The organism is Pseudoalteromonas nanhaiensis, assembly GCF_051235485.1.
Classification (GTDB): domain Bacteria; phylum Pseudomonadota; class Gammaproteobacteria; order Enterobacterales; family Alteromonadaceae; genus Pseudoalteromonas; species Pseudoalteromonas lipolytica_C.
The window spans coordinates 113,457-133,920 of the sequence record NZ_JBPNYQ010000011.1; the positions used below are offsets into that span (position 1 = coordinate 113,457).

General features: G+C 41.5%; 22 protein-coding genes, 2 rRNA genes and 1 riboswitch. Of the genes, 7 read left to right on the forward strand and 17 right to left on the reverse strand.

The features are described from left to right. Nucleotides 1-4: 4 nt before the first annotated feature. Together ACSFVZ_RS11580 and ACSFVZ_RS11585 are read right to left on the reverse strand one after the other, a co-directional pair. Nucleotides 5-343, reverse strand: coding sequence for a P-II family nitrogen regulator (locus ACSFVZ_RS11580; RefSeq protein WP_054554260.1), 339 nt, complete (start codon nucleotides 341-343; stop codon nucleotides 5-7). A gap of 181 nt (nucleotides 344-524) precedes the next feature. Continuing rightward, the gene (locus tag ACSFVZ_RS11585; RefSeq protein WP_435558901.1) at nucleotides 525-1,754 is read right to left on the reverse strand and encodes a diguanylate cyclase; all 1,230 of its coding nucleotides are present in this window, start codon (nucleotides 1,752-1,754) and stop codon (nucleotides 525-527) included. Nucleotides 1,755-1,998: 244 nt separating this feature from the next. Here ACSFVZ_RS11585 and ACSFVZ_RS11590 point away from each other — a divergent pair, with 244 nt between their 5' ends. From ACSFVZ_RS11590 to serA, 5 genes are all read left to right on the forward strand, one after another. Next, nucleotides 1,999-3,516, forward strand: a complete 1,518-nt coding sequence (locus tag ACSFVZ_RS11590; RefSeq protein WP_135923720.1) for a S10 family peptidase — start codon at nucleotides 1,999-2,001, stop codon at nucleotides 3,514-3,516. A 118-nt stretch (nucleotides 3,517-3,634) separates the two neighbouring features. Then, the gene (locus tag ACSFVZ_RS11595) at nucleotides 3,635-4,186 is read left to right on the forward strand and encodes a hypothetical protein (protein ID WP_135923719.1); all 552 of its coding nucleotides are present in this window, start codon (nucleotides 3,635-3,637) and stop codon (nucleotides 4,184-4,186) included. Nucleotides 4,187-4,199: 13 nt separating this feature from the next. Then, a complete protein-coding gene (locus ACSFVZ_RS11600) occupies nucleotides 4,200-4,796 on the forward strand; it encodes a 5-formyltetrahydrofolate cyclo-ligase (RefSeq protein WP_235384140.1) in 597 nt (198 codons plus the stop codon). Between the two features lie 53 nt (nucleotides 4,797-4,849). After that, nucleotides 4,850-5,503 carry a ribose-5-phosphate isomerase RpiA gene (rpiA, locus tag ACSFVZ_RS11605; RefSeq protein WP_135923717.1) on the forward strand — a complete coding sequence of 218 codons (654 nt, stop codon included), beginning with the start codon at nucleotides 4,850-4,852 and terminating at the stop codon, nucleotides 5,501-5,503. A 14-nt stretch (nucleotides 5,504-5,517) separates the two neighbouring features. Further along, complete coding sequence (serA, locus tag ACSFVZ_RS11610) at nucleotides 5,518-6,747, forward strand: phosphoglycerate dehydrogenase (protein ID WP_135923716.1); 1,230 nt, start codon at nucleotides 5,518-5,520, stop codon at nucleotides 6,745-6,747. A gap of 444 nt (nucleotides 6,748-7,191) precedes the next feature. Here serA and ACSFVZ_RS11615 read toward each other — a convergent pair whose 3' ends face one another. Further along, nucleotides 7,192-8,127, reverse strand: coding sequence for a mechanosensitive ion channel family protein (locus ACSFVZ_RS11615; protein ID WP_138557270.1), 936 nt, complete (start codon nucleotides 8,125-8,127; stop codon nucleotides 7,192-7,194). Between the two features lie 129 nt (nucleotides 8,128-8,256). Further along, nucleotides 8,257-9,036, reverse strand: a complete 780-nt coding sequence (gene yaaA, locus ACSFVZ_RS11620) for a peroxide stress protein YaaA (protein ID WP_138557269.1) — start codon at nucleotides 9,034-9,036, stop codon at nucleotides 8,257-8,259. 221 nt (nucleotides 9,037-9,257) lie between these two features. On the opposite strand from yaaA, the gene tal reads away from it, so the two are divergent. Both tal and ACSFVZ_RS11630 read left to right on the forward strand, forming a co-directional pair. After that, nucleotides 9,258-10,208: a transaldolase gene (gene tal, locus ACSFVZ_RS11625; protein ID WP_135923712.1), complete on the forward strand. Its 951-nt coding sequence runs from the start codon at nucleotides 9,258-9,260 to the stop codon at nucleotides 10,206-10,208. Nucleotides 10,209-10,394: 186 nt separating this feature from the next. After that, a complete protein-coding gene (locus ACSFVZ_RS11630) occupies nucleotides 10,395-10,586 on the forward strand; it encodes a DUF3545 family protein (RefSeq protein WP_135923711.1) in 192 nt (63 codons plus the stop codon). A 36-nt stretch (nucleotides 10,587-10,622) separates the two neighbouring features. Here ACSFVZ_RS11630 and ung read toward each other — a convergent pair whose 3' ends face one another. From ung to rrf (ACSFVZ_RS11695), 13 genes are all read right to left on the reverse strand, one after another. After that, entirely contained in the window at nucleotides 10,623-11,297 is a 675-nt protein-coding gene (gene ung, locus ACSFVZ_RS11635; protein ID WP_199526182.1) for a uracil-DNA glycosylase, read from the reverse strand. Continuing rightward, the gene (locus ACSFVZ_RS11640; protein ID WP_135923709.1) at nucleotides 11,294-12,151 is read right to left on the reverse strand and encodes a cobalamin-binding protein; all 858 of its coding nucleotides are present in this window, start codon (nucleotides 12,149-12,151) and stop codon (nucleotides 11,294-11,296) included. Before ACSFVZ_RS11640 ends, ung begins: the two co-directional genes overlap by 4 nt. A gap of 1 nt (nucleotide 12,152) precedes the next feature. Then, nucleotides 12,153-12,752: a cob(I)yrinic acid a,c-diamide adenosyltransferase gene (gene cobO, locus ACSFVZ_RS11645; protein WP_135923708.1), complete on the reverse strand. Its 600-nt coding sequence runs from the start codon at nucleotides 12,750-12,752 to the stop codon at nucleotides 12,153-12,155. Nucleotides 12,753-12,761: 9 nt separating this feature from the next. After that, a complete protein-coding gene (locus ACSFVZ_RS11650; RefSeq protein ID WP_435558911.1) occupies nucleotides 12,762-14,246 on the reverse strand; it encodes a cobyric acid synthase in 1,485 nt (494 codons plus the stop codon). Next, entirely contained in the window at nucleotides 14,246-14,773 is a 528-nt protein-coding gene (cobU, locus tag ACSFVZ_RS11655) for a bifunctional adenosylcobinamide kinase/adenosylcobinamide-phosphate guanylyltransferase (RefSeq protein ID WP_435558902.1), read from the reverse strand. The genes ACSFVZ_RS11650 and cobU overlap by 1 nt, the downstream gene beginning before the upstream one ends. Next, nucleotides 14,770-15,576 (reverse strand): adenosylcobinamide-GDP ribazoletransferase, encoded by an 807-nt coding sequence (locus tag ACSFVZ_RS11660; protein ID WP_435558903.1) that lies wholly within the window; start codon nucleotides 15,574-15,576, stop codon nucleotides 14,770-14,772. Before ACSFVZ_RS11660 ends, cobU begins: the two co-directional genes overlap by 4 nt. Before the next feature lies 1 nt (nucleotide 15,577). Further along, the gene (gene cobT / locus ACSFVZ_RS11665) at nucleotides 15,578-16,639 is read right to left on the reverse strand and encodes a nicotinate-nucleotide--dimethylbenzimidazole phosphoribosyltransferase (RefSeq protein ID WP_135923705.1); all 1,062 of its coding nucleotides are present in this window, start codon (nucleotides 16,637-16,639) and stop codon (nucleotides 15,578-15,580) included. A 3-nt stretch (nucleotides 16,640-16,642) separates the two neighbouring features. Then, nucleotides 16,643-17,632, reverse strand: a complete 990-nt coding sequence (locus ACSFVZ_RS11670; RefSeq protein ID WP_435558904.1) for a FecCD family ABC transporter permease — start codon at nucleotides 17,630-17,632, stop codon at nucleotides 16,643-16,645. Continuing rightward, on the reverse strand, nucleotides 17,625-18,455 hold the full coding sequence (locus tag ACSFVZ_RS11675) for an ABC transporter ATP-binding protein (protein ID WP_435558905.1): 831 nt from the start codon (nucleotides 18,453-18,455) through the stop codon (nucleotides 17,625-17,627). Before ACSFVZ_RS11675 ends, ACSFVZ_RS11670 begins: the two co-directional genes overlap by 8 nt. 103 nt (nucleotides 18,456-18,558) lie before the next feature. Further along, nucleotides 18,559-18,626, reverse strand: a riboswitch (cobalamin riboswitch). A gap of 60 nt (nucleotides 18,627-18,686) precedes the next feature. Next, nucleotides 18,687-19,304 carry a histidine phosphatase family protein gene (locus ACSFVZ_RS11680; protein WP_421966086.1) on the reverse strand — a complete coding sequence of 206 codons (618 nt, stop codon included), beginning with the start codon at nucleotides 19,302-19,304 and terminating at the stop codon, nucleotides 18,687-18,689. A gap of 83 nt (nucleotides 19,305-19,387) precedes the next feature. Further along, a complete protein-coding gene (locus ACSFVZ_RS11685) occupies nucleotides 19,388-19,816 on the reverse strand; it encodes an FKBP-type peptidyl-prolyl cis-trans isomerase (protein WP_235384128.1) in 429 nt (142 codons plus the stop codon). A gap of 229 nt (nucleotides 19,817-20,045) precedes the next feature. Beyond that, nucleotides 20,046-20,160, reverse strand: a 5S ribosomal RNA gene (rrf, locus tag ACSFVZ_RS11690). Nucleotides 20,161-20,236: 76 nt separating this feature from the next. Continuing rightward, nucleotides 20,237-20,351 (reverse strand): 5S ribosomal RNA (gene rrf / locus ACSFVZ_RS11695). Nucleotides 20,352-20,464 lie beyond the last annotated feature (113 nt).

Genomic DNA, 20,464 nt, shown 5'->3' on the forward strand with positions numbered 1-20,464 from the left:
CCCCTTAAATTGCTTCTTCATCAAGTTCGCCTGTACGAATACGGACGATTTGGTCTAGGTCGTAAACAAAAATTTTGCCGTCACCAATTTTGCCTGTTGAAGCAATTTTTGTGATGGTTTCAACAACGCGTTGACAATTTTCGCTACGAGTTGCAATTTCAAGTTTGATTTTTGGAATAAAATCGACTTGGTATTCAGCTCCACGATATAGTTCAGTGTGACCACGTTGACGGCCAAAGCCTTTAACGTCGACAACTGTCATCCCCTCAATGCCTAAATCAGCCAGTGCTTCACGCACATCATCAAGTTTGAATGGCTTTATTATTGCACTAATCATTTTCATAGTGGCCCCCTTCGGACGCTTATTGTTATCCTGTTGGTGTATGTAATCCAACCTTTGTGCCACTATTTTTTATTATTAATATTCAATGATTTATATTTTAATATTGGTTTTTGAACAAAAAAAATGCACCCATATGGTGCATTTTATTAACAATTAACCTGAGCTGGTGCAATTTACTCAATTATTGAATAACTAAGCAATTTCGCTGTTGTTGCTTGGCTTGATATAGCGCTTTATCTGCAATACGCATAGCAGCTGTTAACGACACTTTTTGAAATGGAGTCATACCAATACTCATGGTCAATGAATAAGGCTCACCATTAATAGAAAAGGCATGGCTGGCTAACTGCTCTCTAAATGTATTTAATCGCTGCTCTGCCTTTTTTAGATTCATATTATTGAGCACAACTGCAAACTCTTCACCACCAATACGTGCCACGGTAAAATCATCAAACTTTGCTTTTAAGAATGATGCGACTTGCTTAAGCGCCTGATCACCCGCTTCGTGACCAAATTGATCATTAACATTCTTGAAGTAATCAATATCAAGCAAGGCTAAAACATTCTCTTGTTCAACATTCTTTAATATTTTTTCGGCGTATTGATAAAAATAGCGTCTATTGTGTAAGCCTGTTAAATGGTCGCGATATGCACTTTCTTTAATATCGGCTATTAGAGCGAGTTGTTCCATGGTTTGCATAACACGGCAATGAAACTCTTCATTCATAAATGGCTTTGTTAAAAAGTCATTAGCGCCGTATTTAATAAAGCGCGCCGATAAACCATGCTTACCAGCCCCCGACAAACCAATAATGGCTAAGTCATCGCGGCCGCGGAAATTACGCACCGCTTTAACCAACTCAAAACCATCCATTGTTGGCATTGCATAGTCAGTAAGTAACAATTTAATTTCTGGGTCGTCTTTGAGCATTTGCAACGCTTGCTCACCGTCTTGGGCATCACTCACTGCAAATAATTGCTTTTCGAGCATTTGCTTCATTAAAGTGCGGCTCAATACTGAGTCATCAGCCACCAGCGCTTTGCTACCATCGTTTCTGAGTAATTGTGCAACTAACTTTATTGCGTAATGGTACGAATCACGATTATCTTTAACGACATAATCAACCACACCAAGCTCTAACATTTGTTGGCGGATGTACTCATCAATTTTAGAAGTCAGAACAACGGTCGGAATATTCTTTGAAAGCGTGTACTTAGCCACTTCACCATTCATTGCATCTGGCAAGGTTAAATCGACCAATGCTAAAGTATAATCGTGTTCAGCAATTAAATTTATCCCTTCTTTTAGGGACCACGTAAAGTCGACAGCGACATCGAGATAGTGAGCAGCCAAGTGACGTAACACTTGCTGCACCACCTTACTGTCTTCAACAACTAACACTCTTTGCATTATAACTTCTCTTTTCTAAGCGCACGTGCACAGATTATAAACACGCTAAATATACGCCATTTTTCAATCTAGCTAAATAATTAAGCAAATTATCTTTAGTAAAAAAAAGGATTTTTTTGTTATTTGCTCATGATTTTCGGTTAATTTCCACTTCAACAGCGAATATTGGTCACTAGTCTCATTAGTTTGTCATCGAGTTAGCTTTAATTTTTAATAGCTATAAATCGAATAATAAGGAATCAACATGAAACTAGTTAGTTTTATTGGCTTATCGGTAACAGCACTGACACTGACCTTTAGCACTCCTAGCTTTGCAGATAACGCACGTCGCATTGATGTCGACAGCAAAGTAGTCACAGAGCATAAAGCACGCATTAACGGCGAGCGCTTTTCATATACCGCCGCCACTGGTACGCAACCCGTTTGGGATGAGCAAGGCAATGCCGTTGCAACGTTGCAATATACTTATTATACCCGTGACAAAGTAGACGATAGAACAAAACGCCCTCTGGTATTTTCATTCAACGGTGGCCCAGGTTCTGCATCAGTGTGGATGCACCTTGCTTATACTGGACCACGTGTATTAAAAATTGATGACGAAGGCTACCCTGTTCAACCTTATGGCGTAAAAGATAACCCTTATTCAATTTTAGACGTAGCAGATATTGTTTATATCAACCCGGTTAATACCGGCTATTCACGTGTACTTGAAAACGAAAAGGGTGAGCTGCCTAGTAAATCAGATCAACAAAAAATGTTTTTTGGTGTTAACGCTGACATCAAATACTTAGCAGAGTGGCTAAATACCTTTGTTTCTCGCAACGAGCGCTGGCGCTCACCTAAGTTTTTAATTGGTGAGAGCTATGGTACAACACGTGTATCAGGTCTTGCGCACGAATTACAAAACCGCCAATGGATGTATATCAACGGCGTTATTTTAGTCTCACCAACTGAGATTGGTATTAAACGTGAAGGCCCGGTAGAAGCAGCTAACCGCCTACCTTACTTTGCAGCAACAGCTTGGTACCACAAAGCCCTCAGCGCAGATTTACAAGCAAAAGACTTAGACGAGTTACTTCCTGAAGTAGAACAGTTCACCGTAAATAAGTTCTTACCAGCAATCGCTAAAGGTGGCTTTTTACCTGCAGATGAAAAGCGTGCAATTATCAAACAAGCAGCAAAATACGCAGGCTTATCTGAGAAGTTTGTTGAACAAAACAACCTTGATATTCCAACTAATTTCTTTTGGAAAGAATTATTACGTGACCGCGGTCAAACTGTTGGTCGTTTAGACTCTCGTTATCTAGGTATTGATAAACGTGATGCTGGTGAGTCACCAGATTACTGGGCTGAGCTTACCTCATGGTTACACTCATTCACGCCAGCAATTAACTATTACCTACGTGAAGAGCTTAACTACAAAACAGATATCAAATATAACCTATTTGGTAATGTTCACCCGTGGGATCGCAGCGGCAACAATACCGGCGAAAACTTACGTTTAGCAATGGCGCAAAACCCTTACTTAAATGTAATGATTCAATCAGGTTACTATGATGGTGCAACTAACTACTTTGATGCTAAGTACACAATGTGGCAATTAGACCCAAGTGGTAAAATGAAAGATCGCCTAAGCTTTAAGGGTTATCGCAGCGGACACATGATGTATTTACGTCATGCAGATCTTGAGTCTTCAAATAATGATCTACGCGAGTTTATCCTTAACTCGTTGCCAGCTGAAGGCAAAGCAGCAAAATACTAAATAAATATTTTGTTCATTTATAAAGAAAAAGCCCGTTTTGTACGGGCTTTTGTTTATCCATTGATCTATTTAGGTTTATACTTTTGTTATCTACATTAAGGATTAGGATAACTAAAAGATGGCAGACAAATTTCGTGTGATGTTTGCAGGACTTGAGGCTGGTATTGATCAAACTCATGCCACAGAGCAACTGGCTAGCAAGCTTAAAACCAGCACAAACAAAGTAGCTGGATTTTTCGAGCATAAGCCAATATTCGCTCCTTGCGAGCAAGAAAAGGCTCTTAAGCAAGCGAAGCTATTAGCCAGCGTTGGTATAAAAGCAAAGCTACAACCTCTTAGCCAATCGCAATCCACTAGCAGCCTAGATGCAAAGCAACGTGATGAACGTATATTTGATGCGCTTGATTACATCACCAGTAGTTTGATCCGCCTAGAAGAAAAGCTCGATGATTTAGAACAACGTTTACCAGATGTTGAAAAGAGCAGTAATAGCGATCAAGATGAAAGCTGGCAAGATGATGAGCTTCTACTTGATGAAGAACTCGCTGAACCTGTAAAAAAACGCTCAAATACCCTACTCTACTCTTTGATTGCGATGGTGATTGTTTTATTGATCATTCTTGGTATTGTGGAGTTATTCCCTGAGCTTTTCTCTTTCTTAGAAAGTTGATGTATATATTGACATGAGCAACACACGAACAGAAATTAGACAATCCATCCGAAAAAAGCGTAATTCACTGACCGAAGAGCAGCAAAAAAATGCAGCAATTACGCTTAAAATGAAATTTACTCAACACATAAAATCATTAGAAACTCCTCAAAAAGCGCGTATAGGCATCTATTTTAGCAATGATGGAGAGCTTGACACATCATTGTTAATTAAAGATTTATGGCAAAAAAAACACTCTTTATACCTACCTATTATTCATCCCTTCAACGGTACAACTTTATACTTTCAGAGGTATGAAGAAAATTCACCCATGACTGTTAATCGCTATGGTATCTTGGAGCCCAAGTTGAATTGCAGTCAAATATGTCCTTTAGACAAGCTTGATATTTTACTTATGCCATTAGTGGCATTTGACGATCAAGGTAACCGTTTAGGAATGGGCGGTGGGTTTTATGACAAAACGTTGGCTCGGTATTACCAAGAAAATTGGCAAAAACCGATATTAATCGGTCTTGCGCATCAATGTCAGCATGTAGCTGCATTACCTATTGAATCGTGGGATGTACCGTTAAAACACATTATAACCCCAGAGAAAATCTACCAATGGTAAGCAAACTCTTTGTATACTATAGGCCTCTCTGATAGCTAACTGAGCACATAATTATGACGCAAGATGAATTAAAAAAAGCCGCTGCCTGGGCAGCACTCGAGTTTGTAAATGAAAACACCATTGTTGGTGTAGGTACAGGCTCTACAGTGAATCATTTTATTGATGCACTTGGTACAGTAAAAGACACCATTGTTGGTGCAGTTTCAAGCTCTGAAGCTTCTACTGAAAAGTTAAAAGCACTCGGTATTGAAGTGTTTGAGTTAAACGACGTATCAAGCCTTGATGTGTATGTTGATGGCGCAGACGAAATCAACCCACATAACGAAATGATCAAAGGCGGTGGTGCTGCGCTAACACGCGAGAAAATCGTTTCAGCGGTAGCAAAACAATTTGTTTGTATTGTTGATGAATCAAAAGAAGTTGCAACATTAGGCGCATTTCCACTTCCAGTTGAAGTGATCCCAATGGCACGCAGTTATGTAGCCCGCGAGCTTGTAAAACTAGGTGGAGATCCAGTTTACCGTGAAGGTGTTGTAACTGATAACGGCAACGTCATTTTAGATGTGCACAATTTAGACATCAGCAACGCCAAAGAATTAGAGCTAACAATCAACCAGATTGTTGGTGTAGTAACAAACGGCTTATTTGCCCATCGCGGTGCAGATAAAGTCATTATAGGCACCAAAAATGGGCCGCAAATAAAGTAAATAGGAATGAGGATATGAGTAAGGTATCGTTAGCAAAAGACAAAATTAAAATTCTCTTGCTGGAAGGCGTGCACCAAAGTGCTGTAGAAACGCTTAAACGTAATGGCTACAGTAATATTGATTACGTAAAAACTTCCTTACCTGAAGACGAACTCATCGAGCGCATTAAAGATGTGCACTTTGTAGGCCTTCGTTCTCGCACTCATATTAGTGAAGCGGTATTAGAAGCAGCTGAAAAGCTAGTCGCTATCGGCTGCTTCTGTATCGGTACTAACCAAGTCGACCTGCAAGGTGCCCGTGAGCGTGGTATTGCGGTATTTAACGCACCATTCTCAAACACTCGTTCTGTTGCAGAATTAGTACTTGGTGAAATCTTATTATTACTTCGTGGTATTCCACAGCGTAATGCCCTAGCACACCGTGGCGGTTGGTTAAAATCAGCCAACGGTTCATTTGAAGCGCGTGGTAAAACCTTAGGTATTATTGGTTACGGCCACATTGGTACACAGCTAGGTATCATGGCAGAAAATATCGGTATGAACGTTGAGTTTTACGATATTGAAGACAAACTAACACTCGGTAACGCAACGCAAGTTCATAACCTAACTCAGTTATTACAGCGTGCTGATGTTATTAGCTTACACGTACCAGAAACACCGCAAACGAAGAATCTAATTGGTATGGCAGAGCTTGAAGTAATGAAGCAAGGCGCTATTCTAATTAACGCTTCTCGCGGAACAGTTGTTGATATTGATGCACTGGCTGAATCACTTCGTGAAAACAAGCTAAGCGGTGCTGCAATCGATGTATTCCCTGTAGAGCCAAAATCAAATGATGAAGAGTTTGTATCACCGTTACGCGAGTTCGATAACGTGATTTTGACGCCACATATTGGTGGTTCAACACAAGAAGCACAAGAAAATATCGGTATTGAAGTAGCGGGCAAACTTGCTAAATACTCAGATAATGGTTCAACCATTACTGCAGTTAACTTCCCTGAAGTATCACTGCCTGAACTTGCAAACCGCAGCCGTTTGTTACACGTACACCACAACCGCCCAGGTGTTCTAACGCAAATTAACCAAGCGTTCGCACAGCACGGTATCAACATTGCAGCCCAGTACTTACAAACTGACGAAGCGATTGGTTACGTTGTAATTGATGTCGATACAGACCAATCAGAAGTCGCTCTTAAAGAGCTAAGTGCTGTTGAAGGTACAATCAGAGCACGTATCCTTCACTAATCGTTGGCATATCGAATAAATAAAAAAGCGCAACCAGTTAAACTGCTTGCGCTTTTTTTGTAGGACAAAACTTTAAGGTAGGTTGGTTTGAGCGCAGCGAAACCCAACACGGGAACCGAGCTTTAAACCGTAAATTTCAAGCTCTAAGTTAGAATAGCTCACCGTAGGCGTAAAATTTATTTCGCGCGAATTTACACTCCCAACCTCCTTTAAATTATTTAACAGGTTCAGGTTATTTATGTTAATTCTCAGATATCGACATAATGCATCACTATGCTCAAATCAGCCTCGGCTTGAATATTAAGTTTATAATTTCCCATCCTTACTCGCTTCTTCCTTTAAACTAGCTAACATTTGACTTGGTAATTTATCTAAAAGTCCTCCTTTCTCTCCTTCTCACAACCACAGTTCCCTGTGTAAATCACGCCGATGAGTCAGTAAATTTTACTCATCGGTTTGCGGTACACCAGCGTCTTTATCCTGCTGTTTTTCGCTTATCATAGCATTTAATTTTTCGCCGCCTTTGATGCCAAAATCTAACGTGCGAATTGGGAATGGGATGGTCATGTCAGCTTCGCTTAGGGCGTTTCTGACTGCCACAACAGCCTTGTGGCGTACTGTCATGAAATCCGCTTCGCCGGGGTATTTAATCCAAAACCAAACTAGTAAGTTAACGCTACTATCACCAAAGCTTTCGGCGTAAACAGCGGTTTCTTCTTGCTTAATTACAAAATCAAACTCATTGATTTTTTTAACAATCACCTCTGCGGCTTGCTCGGGGTCATCGGCATACGAAATACCCACAGGCACTTCGATACGACGCACACCTAAGGTACTGTAGTTACTGAGTATATTTCTAAATAAAATCTTGTTAGGGACTAAGATAAGTTGCCCATAAAAGTTCTCAATGAGGGTGTTTCTAAGGTTAATCGCCCGTACAGTACCAAACACGCTTTCGGTGCGAATAACATCGCCAGTTTTAAATGGTTTGCGAATACCCATAGCAATACCCGCTATCAGGTTCTCTGTCATGTCCTGAAAGGCAAAACCAATCGCAAGACCAACAATACCTGCACCAGCAAGTAAAGAGGTGACTGTGCCTCTAAGCCCCAAGAAATCAAGGGCTACAAATAAGCCTACACATAGCACAATAACCTTTGCTATTGATGACATTAAGTCCGCTATTTGCGAAGACTCTAATGAGCGACGTAATAGCTTTCTGAGCATTGAACCAACAAGACGCGCCAGCAATGAAAATACAATGGTGATAACTACTGCGACAATAAAGTTTGGAATATGGCTTATGATGATATCAATCCAACCACCGAGTTTTTCTTCTATTAGCTTTTCAGCTTCACTTACTGTCGGAATTTTTAACATTTTTATACCTTGATGAATTAATTACTCAACAGGGTTTTTTGCAAGATAAGCGCCATTTCTAATTGGGTGTATTAAAACCATAAAAAAAGCCGTGCTAAGCACGGCTTCTCTAATTCATTTTGCTAAAAATTAGTTCTGCTCTTCGCGTAAGAAAACAGGCTCTAATTCTTTTGCTGTTGCATCGCTACTAAAGTAATAACCTGCAACGGTGAAATCTTTTAAATCACTCAATTGGGTAATTTTATTTTCAATGATGTAACGCGCCATCATGCCGCGGGCTTTTTTCGCATAAAAGCTGATCACTTTATATTGGCCGTTTTTACAGTCTTTAAAATGCGGCGTAATGATTTGCGCATTTAACGCTTTTTTATCAACTGCTTTAAAATACTCGTTCGAAGCAAGGTTTACTAAATACTTACTATCTTGCTCAGCAAGTACCGTATTAAGCTTTTCGGCGATGACACTACCCCAAAACTGATACAAGTTTTTACCACGTGGGTTTTCAAGTTTAGTACCCATCTCAAGACGGTAAGGCTGCATTAAATCTAACGGCTTCAGCACACCGTAAAGGCCAGACAAGATACGTAAGTGTGACTGCGCGTAATCGAGGTCTGAACTGGTTAATGATTGTGCATCTAAACCACCGTACACATCGCCATTAAAAGCCAATACTGCTTGTTTTGCGTTATCTTGCGTAAATGGCTGCGACCACTCGGCGAACCGTGCTGCATTTAAACCAGCTAATTTATCGCTGATTTTCATTAGGCTACCAATTTGCGCTGGTGTTAAATCACGGCAAACTGACATTAACTCTTCGCTATGCTCGAGTAATTCAGGTTGAGTGAATTTATCGGTCGTGGCTGGGGTTTCGTAATCTAAATTCTTTGCAGGTGAAATAACAGTGATCATACTTAGCTATTGACTTGTAATTTATTTGATGTCAATTTCAACATTAATTGAATCAAAATGCACGTTTTGTTTCGTCCTGCCTTTATCCGCTGCTCTTTCATACATAATGTTCTAGTTTTCTATATTAAGGACATTTGACCTATTAAACACTGTCATAGTGTTGCAGCATAAAGGCGGCTATAATGGATATTCTTTTAACTTGCTTGGAATGAGGAAAGCAAATGACTTCAGCACTACAAAGGCTTAAACAGCATTCATCTATTGTTGCAGATACAGGTGATATCGAAGCTATCAAAAAGCACCAACCAGAAGATGCGACAACTAATCCGTCTTTACTTTTAAAAGCCAGTGAAATTGAAGCGTACAAGCCTTATTTAGATAAAGCGTGGCAATATGCCAAAGAAACCGAGCAAGATGCAGCTAAACAACTTGAGCTAGCTTGTGATTACTTTGCTGTTTTAATTGGTAAAGAAATCAGTGAAATTGTTCCAGGTTATATCTCAACAGAAGTAGATGCGCGTTTATCATTTGATACGCAAGCGACAATCGATAAAGCCCACACTTTATTGAGCCTGTACGAAAAAGAAGGTGTGAGCAAAGATAAAATCCTGATCAAAGTTGCATCAACGTGGGAAGGCATCAAAGCCGCTGAGCAATTAGAGAAAGAAGGCACTAAGTGTAACTTAACGCTGTTATTCTCTGAAGCACAAGCTCGCGCATGTGCCGATGCTAACGTATTTTTAATTTCACCATTCGTTGGCCGTATCCTAGACTGGCATGTTGCTAACGGTATGGAAAAGCCAACTGATCCACTGAACGATCCTGGTGTGCAATCGGTTCGTAGTATCTACGAATTCTACAAACGTCACGATTACAAAACAGTGGTAATGGGCGCAAGCTTCCGTAATACAGGCGAAATCATCGCGCTTACAGGTTGTGATAAGTTAACCATTAGCCCTGCACTTTTAGAAGAGCTAGGTCAACTAACTGATGCACAAGAATACCTGCTAGATAACGACTTTACTGTTGAAGAAAAACCAGCACCACTGACTGAAAGCCAGTTCCGTTGGTTACATAACCAAGATGCAATGGCAACAGAAAAGCTCGCTGAAGGTATTCGCTCGTTCGCAGAAGCACAAATTGAATTAGAAGCTCGTTTTAAAGCAATGTAATTCAAATTACAGCATTTTTTAAAACGCCACCTCCCGGTGGCGTTTTTGTTTCTGAAATAACTAATTCCTTGATCTATTCATCTATCAATCACAGTTCTGTAACATTATCGTCACTTTTTTGTTCTATTTTTACCTTGCCTATGGTATACGTATTTCCGAGGTTCAAAAAATAAATGGGAGAAGTTCATGGATAGCCTAGACGATATTTTAGAAATATTAGAAGGTCCTGGTAAAACAAAAAAGACCTCCACAAAAAATAAAAAAAGAAAATGGCGCGAAATCGAAGCGTTAAAAGATAAACACAGATTACGTAAAGAACTAAAGGAGCTTGATTACTTTACTGATAGTATTGACATAGACGAATTAGATTTTTTGTAAAATAAAGGCCCTTATTATGGGCCTTTTACGTTTTTGTTATAAAATTTGTGGTAATGACCAATTGATCGGTTTTTTGTTTTGATCAATAAGCATTTGGTTTGTCTTAGAAAAGTGCTGACAACCAAAAAAACCTCGATGAGCAGAAAGCGGTGACGGATGCGGACCTTGGATCACATGATGACGCGAGGTATCAATGTGTTTACCTTTTTTCTGTGCATGTGCGCCCCATAAAATAAACACCACACCTTCACAGTGTTGATTAATAAGCGCAATCACTGCATCGGTAAATTGCTCCCAGCCAAGCTGCTTATGAGAATGAGCCTGCCCTTGTTCAACAGTAAGTACGGTATTAAGTAAAAACACCCCTTGCTCTGCCCAACTTTGCAAGTAACCGTGGTGGGGTATCTCAAACCCATCAATATCTGTGGCTAGTTCCTTGTATATATTCTTTAATGATGGCGGTAGTTTTTTAACCTGCGGCAATACCGAAAAACACAAACCATGGGCTTGGCCTTCTCCGTGATAAGGGTCTTGCCCTAAAATAACCACTTTGACTTCGCTCAGTGGTGTGGCATCAAAAGCTGAGAATACCTGCTCATCTTTTGGATAAACGGTCACACCTGCTGCGCGTCTATCAGCTACATATTGCAAGGTTTCTTGCATGTAGGGTTTAGCAAGCTCGGTATCTAGAAATGTTTGCCAATCGATCATTTTGAAGCCTGTATTTGCTGACGAGAAATGTCTATTTTACCACACATATCGCTTAAACCATCTAGCATACGGGTTGTAAAACGATGCAATAGATCTGCGTTCACACTAATAAACTGGTTATGCTGCACTGCCGGCAGTTCAGGCCATTGACGCCAGTCTATCTTCGGTTGCGGCTTTTTAGATTTTTCGTCTGGAATAATAATCGCCTCAGGTTTAGCAACCAATACATTTTCAATACTAATACGCGGGTAATCAGTATCGCTATTAGCAAACACATTCTCAGCATGGCAAATAGTTAAAAGCTGATTGATCCAGGTATTTCCGCCAATTGTCATCATCGGCTCTGGCCATAATTGATAAAAAACAGGCACGGCTTTTTTACCTTGCTGAGAGGCACGAATTGCATTGAGTTTAGCTGCAAACTCATTGGCCACCTTATCTGCCTTAGTTTGTAAATGCGTAAGCGTGCCGAGCTTACGTAATTCATCAGCAACATTATCAACTTGATCCGGATTACTATAAGCAACAGGAATACCTAGCTTTTCGATATAAGCGAGGTCATCAGCTTTATTTCCTGTCTTCCACGCTAAAACAAGATCTGGCTTAAGTGACAGTAACTTTTCCATATTGACGCCGTAATACCCACCAACACGTTCAATATCATTCGCTTGTGCTGGGTAATCAGCAAAATCAACCGTACCAACGATACGATCGCCAGCACCTATCGCAAACAGGTTTTCAACAATGTGCGGTGCTAAAGCAACAATACGCTGTGGCTCTTTAATTTCATGAGCGTGTGCAAGTGCGGGTAAATTTAATAAAAAACCTAAGAGTGCAAACTTGATGGTTTTCATGTTAATAATCGAACCCTTTTTGCGCTTTAATGCCAGCATCAAAAGCATGTTTTACGTTTCTAACTTCACTGACTGTGTCAGCCAAGTCGGTCAATTTACGGTGTGCACCACGTCCTGTAATAATCACCGATTGCATGGCTGGTCGAGAGCTTACTGCCTCTAGTACTTCGTCTAAGTCAATATAGCCGTAGGTGATCATATAGGTTATTTCGTCTAGCATAACGAGGTTAATCGACTCATCCTTGAGCATTCTTTTCGCTTCTTGCCATGTCACTTGGGCAGCTGCGGTGTCTGACTCTTTGTTTTGTGTTTCCCAGGTAAAACCGGTGTTCATAATAACAAATTCAACCCCTGCTTTTTCGAGTAGGTTACGCTCACCGCACTCCCAAGTCCCTTTAATAAACTGACACACAGCTGCTTTCATTCCGTGACCAACAGCGCGTGCGACAGTACCAAATCCAGAGGTAGATTTGCCCTTACCATTACCAGTTATGACCTGAAAAATACCTTGCTCTTTTTGCGCAGCAGCAATACGTTCATCGACTTTTTCTTTTACTTTTTGCTGGCGCTGTTGGTGCTTATCTTGATTCTGTTCGCTCATTGTTGTTCCTTATGACTCTAAGTTGAAGTTCTCATAAATATTGATGATTTGTTCAATATCGAGATTCTCTGCTACCACATTGGCTAAACGGCTTAACTGCTGTTCACGGTTTAAGTTAATATCAATCGGCTGTATTTGGCTATTTGGTGCAAGCCAAGTAGTTAGCTCAGCTACTCCCTCTGGCGTATCGAACAAGCCATGTAAGTAAGTACCTGCTATTTGGTTATCATCACTAATAAAGCCATCCACTTTAAATCCACTTGGGTGATTATTAAAACTCAAGAATGGCTTTTCAAGTGCGGGCCCTTGGCTTATACCAGCGTGAATTTCATAGCCTGAAATTGTTTTACCACTACGATTTAAATGAAGCATGCCAGTGACTTGGCTTAATACTTTTTGCTGCCCTAACTGCGTTTCAAAGTCAGCCAACCCTAGCCCTTCTGCGCTGCCTAAATTGGATTCAACAGCATGTGGATCAGCAAGATAGTTGCCTAACATTTGCAGCCCACCACATACTCCGAGCACTTTACCGCCATAGCGTAAATGACGTTTTATTTGTGTGTGCCAACCTTCATTTTTTAAAAACGCTAAGTCGCTAAGGACATTTTTACTGCCCGGAATAATAATCAGATCAACACTTGGAATAGTCTGGGTATGACGTAAATACTGTAAATCGATTTCTGGTTGTAATCGTAGTGCATCAAAGTCAGTGTGATTACTAATATGAGGTAGCAATAGCACTGCTATGCGCAATTGTGGTTTATCTACCTGATTGCTTATAGCAACGGCATCTTCAGCATCTAGTGCTAAGTCATGTAAATAAGGTAACACCCCAAGCACTGGCTTGTTGGTGTATTGCTCTAACCAATCAAGGCCGCCTTGCAATAACGCAATATCACCCCGAAAACGGTTAATCACAAAGCCTTTAACGCGCGCTTGCTCTGAGTCAGACAATAACGCTAATGTCCCAATTAAATGGGCAAACACCCCGCCTTTGTCGATATCGGCGATAATGATCACCGGGCAATCTACCGCCTCAGCATAGCCCATATTGGCAATGTCGTTTTCGCGCAGGTTTATTTCTGCAGGGCTCCCAGCACCTTCAACAACCAGTAATTCAAAACGTTCACTTAAACGCTGCTGCGAAGTAAGAACCGCATCCATCGCCACTTTTTTGTAGTCGTGATAACTGTCCGCTTCCATATTCGAAAGCGCTTTACCATGAACGATTACCTGCGCCCCAGTATCACTGTTAGGTTTTAATAAGATAGGGTTAAAATCGACTTCTGCGGGCACTTTTGCCGCTACAGCTTGCAAAGCTTGTGCTCGGCCTATCTCGCCACCATCTGCGGTTACGGCACTATTTAACGCCATATTTTGTGGCTTAAAAGGTGCAACCTTAATGCCTCGCTCTGCAAAGATCCGACAAAGTGCTGCAACAAGGGTGCTTTTGCCTGCATCTGAAGTTGTGCCTTGCACCATTAATGTTTTCATCATTGTTCTCTTTTTAAGGTTTGTGCAAGACCTGCAATTACAAACTCAACACGTGCAACTTGCTGTGCTAAGGCTTGATGCAACCAACCTGAATGATCAACAAACTGACGGCTTAATTCACCGAGCGGCACAATGCCATGGCCCACTTCATTGCTGACAAAAATCACCTCACCGGGCAATTGCGATAGCACATCGAGTAAGGCCGCTTTTTGCTCAAGCCAAAATGCTTCACCCTGCTGGCATAAGCAATTACTTAACCACAAGGTTAAACAGTCCACTAAAATACAGTTTTCAGCTTGGCTATACTGTCGTAATGTTTTAGCCAAATGCAAAGGCTCTTCAATAAGTTGCCAATGCTTAGCGCGCTCTGCTTGATGCCTATTAATTCGGGCTGTCATTTCTTCATCACCCGCATTTGCTGTGGCAATGTAGATAAGCGGCTTGTCTGAATTTATTGCCAGCTGCTCAGCAAAACGGCTTTTACCGCTGCGAGCACCGCCTAAAATTAAGGTGTGTGATTGGCTCATAACATACTCACTAGACATAAGTAGGTAACAAGCTCAGATACTTGTTGGGCAGCACCTAAGCAATCACCGGTGTAGCCAGATAACTGCTTTTCAAACCAGCGCTTCAATAGTAAACGAGTAACAAAAAGCACACTGACGAGTATTAATAATTGCCCTAGAGTGAAGCCAAAAAACAACCATGCTATTGCTAGCACAGCAAAGCCAGTTGCTAGCAGTATTTGATAACTTTGCGTGCTTAAATACATCGCAATTGGTTTTACTTTAGATGTGGCGTCCTGACTTACATAGTCCATATCTGCAATTAAACTTGTTGCTACAACCCGGCTTAAGCTTTGTCCTAAAACAAGAGCAATAATCAGAGTACTGGTTGCCTCGCTAAGTGCGACAAGTGTTTGGTACTTAACTAATAAAGCCATCACAAGCGCCGCAGCACCATAGGTGCCTAAGCGACTATCTTTCATAATGTTGAGCTTATCTGCAACTTGCCAACCGCCACCAAAGCCATCCCACACATCAGCAAGCCCATCTTCATGAAATGCCCCTGTGATTACCAAGCTAAACGCCATAACTAACACGACTGCAATGGCTGGGGGGAATAACCAACTTAGCAGCAAAAAGCTTAACGCTAAAAGTGCGCCTAATAATACACCGACCAATGCAAAATAGCGGCTGGCCTGATTGAGCGCCTTATTCGATACTGCAAAGTTTAATTTAACGGGTATACGCGTTAAAAAGCTGAGCGCCAGTAAAAATAACTGAAGCTGACTTGGAGTCGTGTTTGAAGTGTGTTGTTCCGTGCTCATATCAAACTACTTGCTCAACATTGGCATCGGCAAAACTTGCCATGTCATTGTAAAACGCCAAAGATGCTTGCAGTAAAGGTAAGGCAAGTGCAGCACCTGTGCCCTCTCCTAAACGTAAATCTAGCTGTAATAAAGGTGATGCGTGCATGGCATTAAGCATTGTTTTGTGCCCTTGCTCATCAGAGGCATGGGCAAATAACATGTAATCGCGAGCGTTTGCATTAATGCGAGTTGCAACAAGCGCTGCTGCAGTACAAATAAAGCCATCCACGATCACCGCCATGCCGAGCTCCGCAGCAGCTAAAATGGCACCGGTGATCTGAACAATTTCAAAACCACCTAATGCAGCGAGTGTCATTAATGGGTCGCTAAAATGAGCTTGATGCAACTGGAGGGCTTGCTCTACAACCTTAATTTTTTTAGCTATAACCTCATCACTCACACCTGTGCCTTTACCAACACATTGGTTGGCAGGTAAGGACAACAAAGCAGCCATTAATGCCGCAGCACTTGTAGTATTACCAATCCCCATCTCTCCAAACGCAATAGTATTGCTGCCTTGCTCATAGAGTGAATGAACTCGCTGCTTTGCTAATTCAAACCCTTTTTCAACGTGACTACGAGACATGGCCATTTCAGTATTCAGTGGGGCAGTGATTTCACCTAAACGCTGGTTATGCACACTTTTATCATGTGCTGTAGTGAGTGTTCCGGCATCGACAACTTCGAGCTGCCAACCAAGCTGGCGACAAAATACATTGATTGCAGCGCCTCCAGCTGCAAAGTTTGCCACCATTTGTGATGTAACAGTGCTAGGAGCAATTGACACACCTTGACTTGCCACACCATGATCGCCTGCAAATACAACCAGAGAAGGCTTTGAAATAACTGGTTTAAAGGCAAGTAGCGCCTGCTCACTATCAAGCTGCTTTGAAAAAATAAGCGTTAATTGTTTAGCACAACTCTCAAGCTGACCTAAGGCACCAAGCGGCTTCGTTTTAAGGTCTATCTTTTGTTGTATTACAGCTGAAAACTGCTGATTAATTGGCATGATATTAAACATTAGCTACCTGCTCTGTTTACGAAAATAAAGTAAGAATAAAAAGAACACGCTGCCGATAGCTGCAGTGATCACACCAACGGGTAATTCTTGGTTATTCAATAAGGTTCGGCATAACACATCTACCCACACCATAAAAATGCCACCGACCAAGGACGTCATGACTAAGTTATGACTGCTGCCTTGCGGCGAAAAGTAGCGCACAATATGCGGGATCATCAGACCTACAAAACCAACGCCTCCACACAGAGCAACAAGCACCGCTGTAATTAATGAACTTAGCAGCAGCATCATGATCCGAAAGCGTTGAACATGAATCCCCAAAGTCGCAGCACTTTCATCGCCAAGTAGCATTGCATTAAGCTGACGACGAAATGCAATCATCAAAGTCATACAGGCAATAATAACGGTAAACGGCAGCCAAAGAGTGCCCCACTGCGCCCGAGAAAAACTGCCCATTGTCCAAAATAAAATAGCTGTAATTGCTTGAGGATCACTAAAATAAAGCAGCAGGCTAGTCAGAGCGCTAAATAAGAAGGATAAAGCAACGCCGGCAAGTAACATGGCTTCAACTTGACCAACATGGCGACGCCCTGCAATAGCAATAAGCAACAGCATAGAAAGTAAGCTTCCGGCAAATGCAGCTACCGACATGCTTAAGCCAAAGCCCGCACCAGTAAGGGCTATAAAGCACACCACACCAAATGAAGCTCCTGAAGAGATACCGAACAAGTAAGGGTCAGCAAGCGGGTTTCGGGTTACGGTTTGCAAAATTAATCCCGCAAGAGCCAGTCCAGATCCTGCTAAAAATGCCAGCACCGTTCTTGGCATGCGTAACTGCCAAATAATTCGCTGCACGAATTCATCACCGCCTTGGCTAAACAAGCCATTAAGTACCTCACTCAATGGTGTGTTTGCAGCACCAAAGCTCAGAGCGAAAAAACAACTAATAAGCCCAACAACAGCACAGATACTTAAACGCATTGCATCAGTCATTTTGATGCTCCTGTGTCTGATAGCCATAAAAATAAGTTATATGCGGGATAAACTTATCGGTGTTTGATTGCGGATGAGCAGACACCGCAGCGCAGACACCAAATACATCGCTCAACAGCTGCTCAGTAAGCACCGCTTTTGGTTGCCCCTGACAAACCAATTGCCCTTCGTCAATTACCAGTAATTCATCACACAAACTCGCTGCGAGATTTAAGTCATGAAAAGAGGCAAGCACAGTCACATCGAGGGACTTTGCTAATTCCATTATTTGAATTTGGTATTTAACATCAAGATGACTGGTAGGCTCATCCATGATCAAAAGCTTAGGTTGCTGTACGATAGAGCGTGCAATGAGTGCTCTTTGCTTTTCACCACCAGAGAGTGAATCGAATGCTTGCTCACTATGATGAGACAAACCAACCTGCTCAATCGCTTGATATATTCGCTGCTTATCATTGATAGACGTGCCGCTGAAAAGTCGCTTATGAGGTGTTAACCCTAAACTCACCACGTCGAACAGAGACAAATTAAACTTCGATGGAGACTCTTGTAAAACTACAGCAACCTGCTTTGCAAACTCATCAGCATTGATTTGCCAGATATCTTCACCGTTTAGCAACACAGCCCCTTGTTGAGGTTTCAAGTAACGATAAAGACAACGCAGTAAGCTTGATTTACCTGCACCATTAGGGCCAAGTAAACCTATAAACTGCCCAGCTTTTAACTCAAGGCTAATTGATTTAAGTATTGTTTTATTCGCAATACCCCAACTTAAATCAGAGACTGATATTAATGGCGCAGAGCCGTGGCTAGTTTGTTGCAAGCTTGTTCTCTCTTGGCGAGCAACCACAACGCACAAGAAAGCACTGATAAGTACCAGAAAATGACGTGAGTTTACCCGCTCGATGATTAATTGTTAGTGCTAAGTATCTGGCTGACCATACTTATGATGGATTACAGTTGCGGGAACAGCTGGAGAATTTCACTCCATTCCATAGCATATGTGTATTATGGCGGGCTAAGTAAATAATTCAATGAATATCACTCTAGATGGCTAAAAAACAATTTTTGGCCAAGTTTTTCCTTGTTCATCTATATATACATCGAGTGTAATAAGCCCCGCATAAGGGAGGTGGAAAACATTTAAATGCGTGGCTGACTGTTTTGGCATCTGGCAAACAATAGCAAGAATTTGTTTAATCACACCAGCGTGGCTGATTACCAATGACTGAGTATGTTTAGTTTCACTCAATGAGTTTAAAAACGTTTGCCACCAAGCCTCTACCCTTGCGTAAAAGTCAGCCATTGATTCACCATTGGGTACTTTTACCTGCCAAGGATGCTGCCAAAAATCACCGATATGAGGTTTACTGGTTTGCTGCCAAAGCTGCTGATAGTCTTGGCCATCCCAATCACCAAAATTAAACTCTTTCAGCGCATTGAAATACTGAACATTCAATGTGTGTTGATTTGCTAAAAAATCAGCATAGACTGAGCAACGCTTTAGCGGTGAGCTATAAATAGCATTTAAATTCAACAGTTCAGCAGAGGCTTGGCGCATTTGTTCAAGACCATGCTTTGATAAATCTACATCGATTTGCCCAGAAAGAATACCCGGTGTGGCAATTTCGCCATGGCGAAGAAAATAAACTCGTGAAGTAAATGCGTCCATAATGTTCCTCAGTAACCAGTAGTGAACGTTAACGCGTTTCAAATACTCTGTCGAGTTATGCTAAAGGACTTATGCTAGAAGAATTAAGCTAAACGCATCAACCGAACGTCAAAATGCAGCACTGCGTTCGCACCAATTTTTCCGCCGTTACCTTTTTTACCCCAAGCAAGCTCTGGGGGGATCACAAATTCATAGCGAGAGCCGATATTCATTAATAACAAACCTTCTCGTAACCCTTCTATTGCTTCGGATAAAGCAAACACCTCTGGCATACCCGCTTTATAACTGTCGGCAATGACACTGCCATCAGCAAGCATAATACGTTGATTAATGACCACTGTATCGAACTCTGTCACGCGATCCCCTTCAACATCATCAATCACTTTATACATCAAACCCGATGGGCATAGATGCGTATCAGGATGAGATGAGAACTTAGCGATGAATGTTTCACTATTTTTACGATTTAACCCTGAAGAACCTTTTGACTTGGTTGTTTTCTTACGAGACACAGCAAACCCTAATTGTATTACAAATATAGAACGCTTTATCGCATAACAACGTAAGGGAAGCAAGGAGCAATGTGGTTTGTAGTGAGTTAGCGAGAGTAAAGTTAGAAAGAGGAAAGTTTTAAAGCTCTGCCGTAGGTTGGGTAGAGCGCAGCGAAACCCAACACAGAGAGCTATCAGCTTAAACGCAAAAAAGCCCGACTCTTTCGAATCGGGCTTTCTTTAATTTGGAGCCTGGCGATGTCCTACTTTCACATGGCAAATGCCACACTATCATCGGCGCTGTTTCGTTTCACTACTGAGTTCGGCATGGGGTCAGGTGGGTCCAAAACGCTATTGTCACCAAGAAAATTCTGTTCAATTTTCTTATTATTTTATTTATAGTCTTTCGACTTAATTTAAAGTCTTGCGACTGAATTTGGAGCCTGGCGATGTCCTACTTTCACATGGCAAATGCCACACTATCATCGGCGCTGTTTCGTTTCACTACTGAGTTCGGCATGGGGTCAGGTGGGTCCAAAACGCTATTGTCACCAAGCAAATTTGGGTCGTTAATCGCTTTTGCAATCAACTAAAATCTGGAATTCTGATATCAAGTAAATGTCTACTTTAGTGTCTTAACTTCTGTCTGTTACGCTGTCATAAAACGCG

Coding starts and splice junctions, on each gene's coding strand:
- ACSFVZ_RS11580 (WP_054554260.1), bottom strand. CDS start 343: ATGAAAATGATTAGTGCAATAATAAAGCCATTCAAACTTGATGATGTG.
- ACSFVZ_RS11585 (WP_435558901.1), bottom strand. CDS start 1,754: ATGCAAAGAGTGTTAGTTGTTGAAGACAGTAAGGTGGTGCAGCAAGTG.
- ACSFVZ_RS11590 (WP_135923720.1), top strand. CDS start 1,999: ATGAAACTAGTTAGTTTTATTGGCTTATCGGTAACAGCACTGACACTG.
- ACSFVZ_RS11595 (WP_135923719.1), top strand. CDS start 3,635: ATGGCAGACAAATTTCGTGTGATGTTTGCAGGACTTGAGGCTGGTATT.
- ACSFVZ_RS11600 (WP_235384140.1), top strand. CDS start 4,200: ATGAGCAACACACGAACAGAAATTAGACAATCCATCCGAAAAAAGCGT.
- rpiA (WP_135923717.1), top strand. CDS start 4,850: ATGACGCAAGATGAATTAAAAAAAGCCGCTGCCTGGGCAGCACTCGAG.
- serA (WP_135923716.1), top strand. CDS start 5,518: ATGAGTAAGGTATCGTTAGCAAAAGACAAAATTAAAATTCTCTTGCTG.
- ACSFVZ_RS11615 (WP_138557270.1), bottom strand. CDS start 8,127: ATGTTAAAAATTCCGACAGTAAGTGAAGCTGAAAAGCTAATAGAAGAA.
- yaaA (WP_138557269.1), bottom strand. CDS start 9,036: ATGATCACTGTTATTTCACCTGCAAAGAATTTAGATTACGAAACCCCA.
- tal (WP_135923712.1), top strand. CDS start 9,258: ATGACTTCAGCACTACAAAGGCTTAAACAGCATTCATCTATTGTTGCA.
- ACSFVZ_RS11630 (WP_135923711.1), top strand. CDS start 10,395: ATGGATAGCCTAGACGATATTTTAGAAATATTAGAAGGTCCTGGTAAA.
- ung (WP_199526182.1), bottom strand. CDS start 11,297: ATGATCGATTGGCAAACATTTCTAGATACCGAGCTTGCTAAACCCTAC.
- ACSFVZ_RS11640 (WP_135923709.1), bottom strand. CDS start 12,151: ATGAAAACCATCAAGTTTGCACTCTTAGGTTTTTTATTAAATTTACCC.
- cobO (WP_135923708.1), bottom strand. CDS start 12,752: ATGAGCGAACAGAATCAAGATAAGCACCAACAGCGCCAGCAAAAAGTA.
- ACSFVZ_RS11650 (WP_435558911.1), bottom strand. CDS start 14,246: ATGAAAACATTAATGGTGCAAGGCACAACTTCAGATGCAGGCAAAAGC.
- cobU (WP_435558902.1), bottom strand. CDS start 14,773: ATGAGCCAATCACACACCTTAATTTTAGGCGGTGCTCGCAGCGGTAAA.
- ACSFVZ_RS11660 (WP_435558903.1), bottom strand. CDS start 15,576: ATGAGCACGGAACAACACACTTCAAACACGACTCCAAGTCAGCTTCAG.
- cobT (WP_135923705.1), bottom strand. CDS start 16,639: ATGTTTAATATCATGCCAATTAATCAGCAGTTTTCAGCTGTAATACAA.
- ACSFVZ_RS11670 (WP_435558904.1), bottom strand. CDS start 17,632: ATGACTGATGCAATGCGTTTAAGTATCTGTGCTGTTGTTGGGCTTATT.
- ACSFVZ_RS11680 (WP_421966086.1), bottom strand. CDS start 19,304: ATGGACGCATTTACTTCACGAGTTTATTTTCTTCGCCATGGCGAAATT.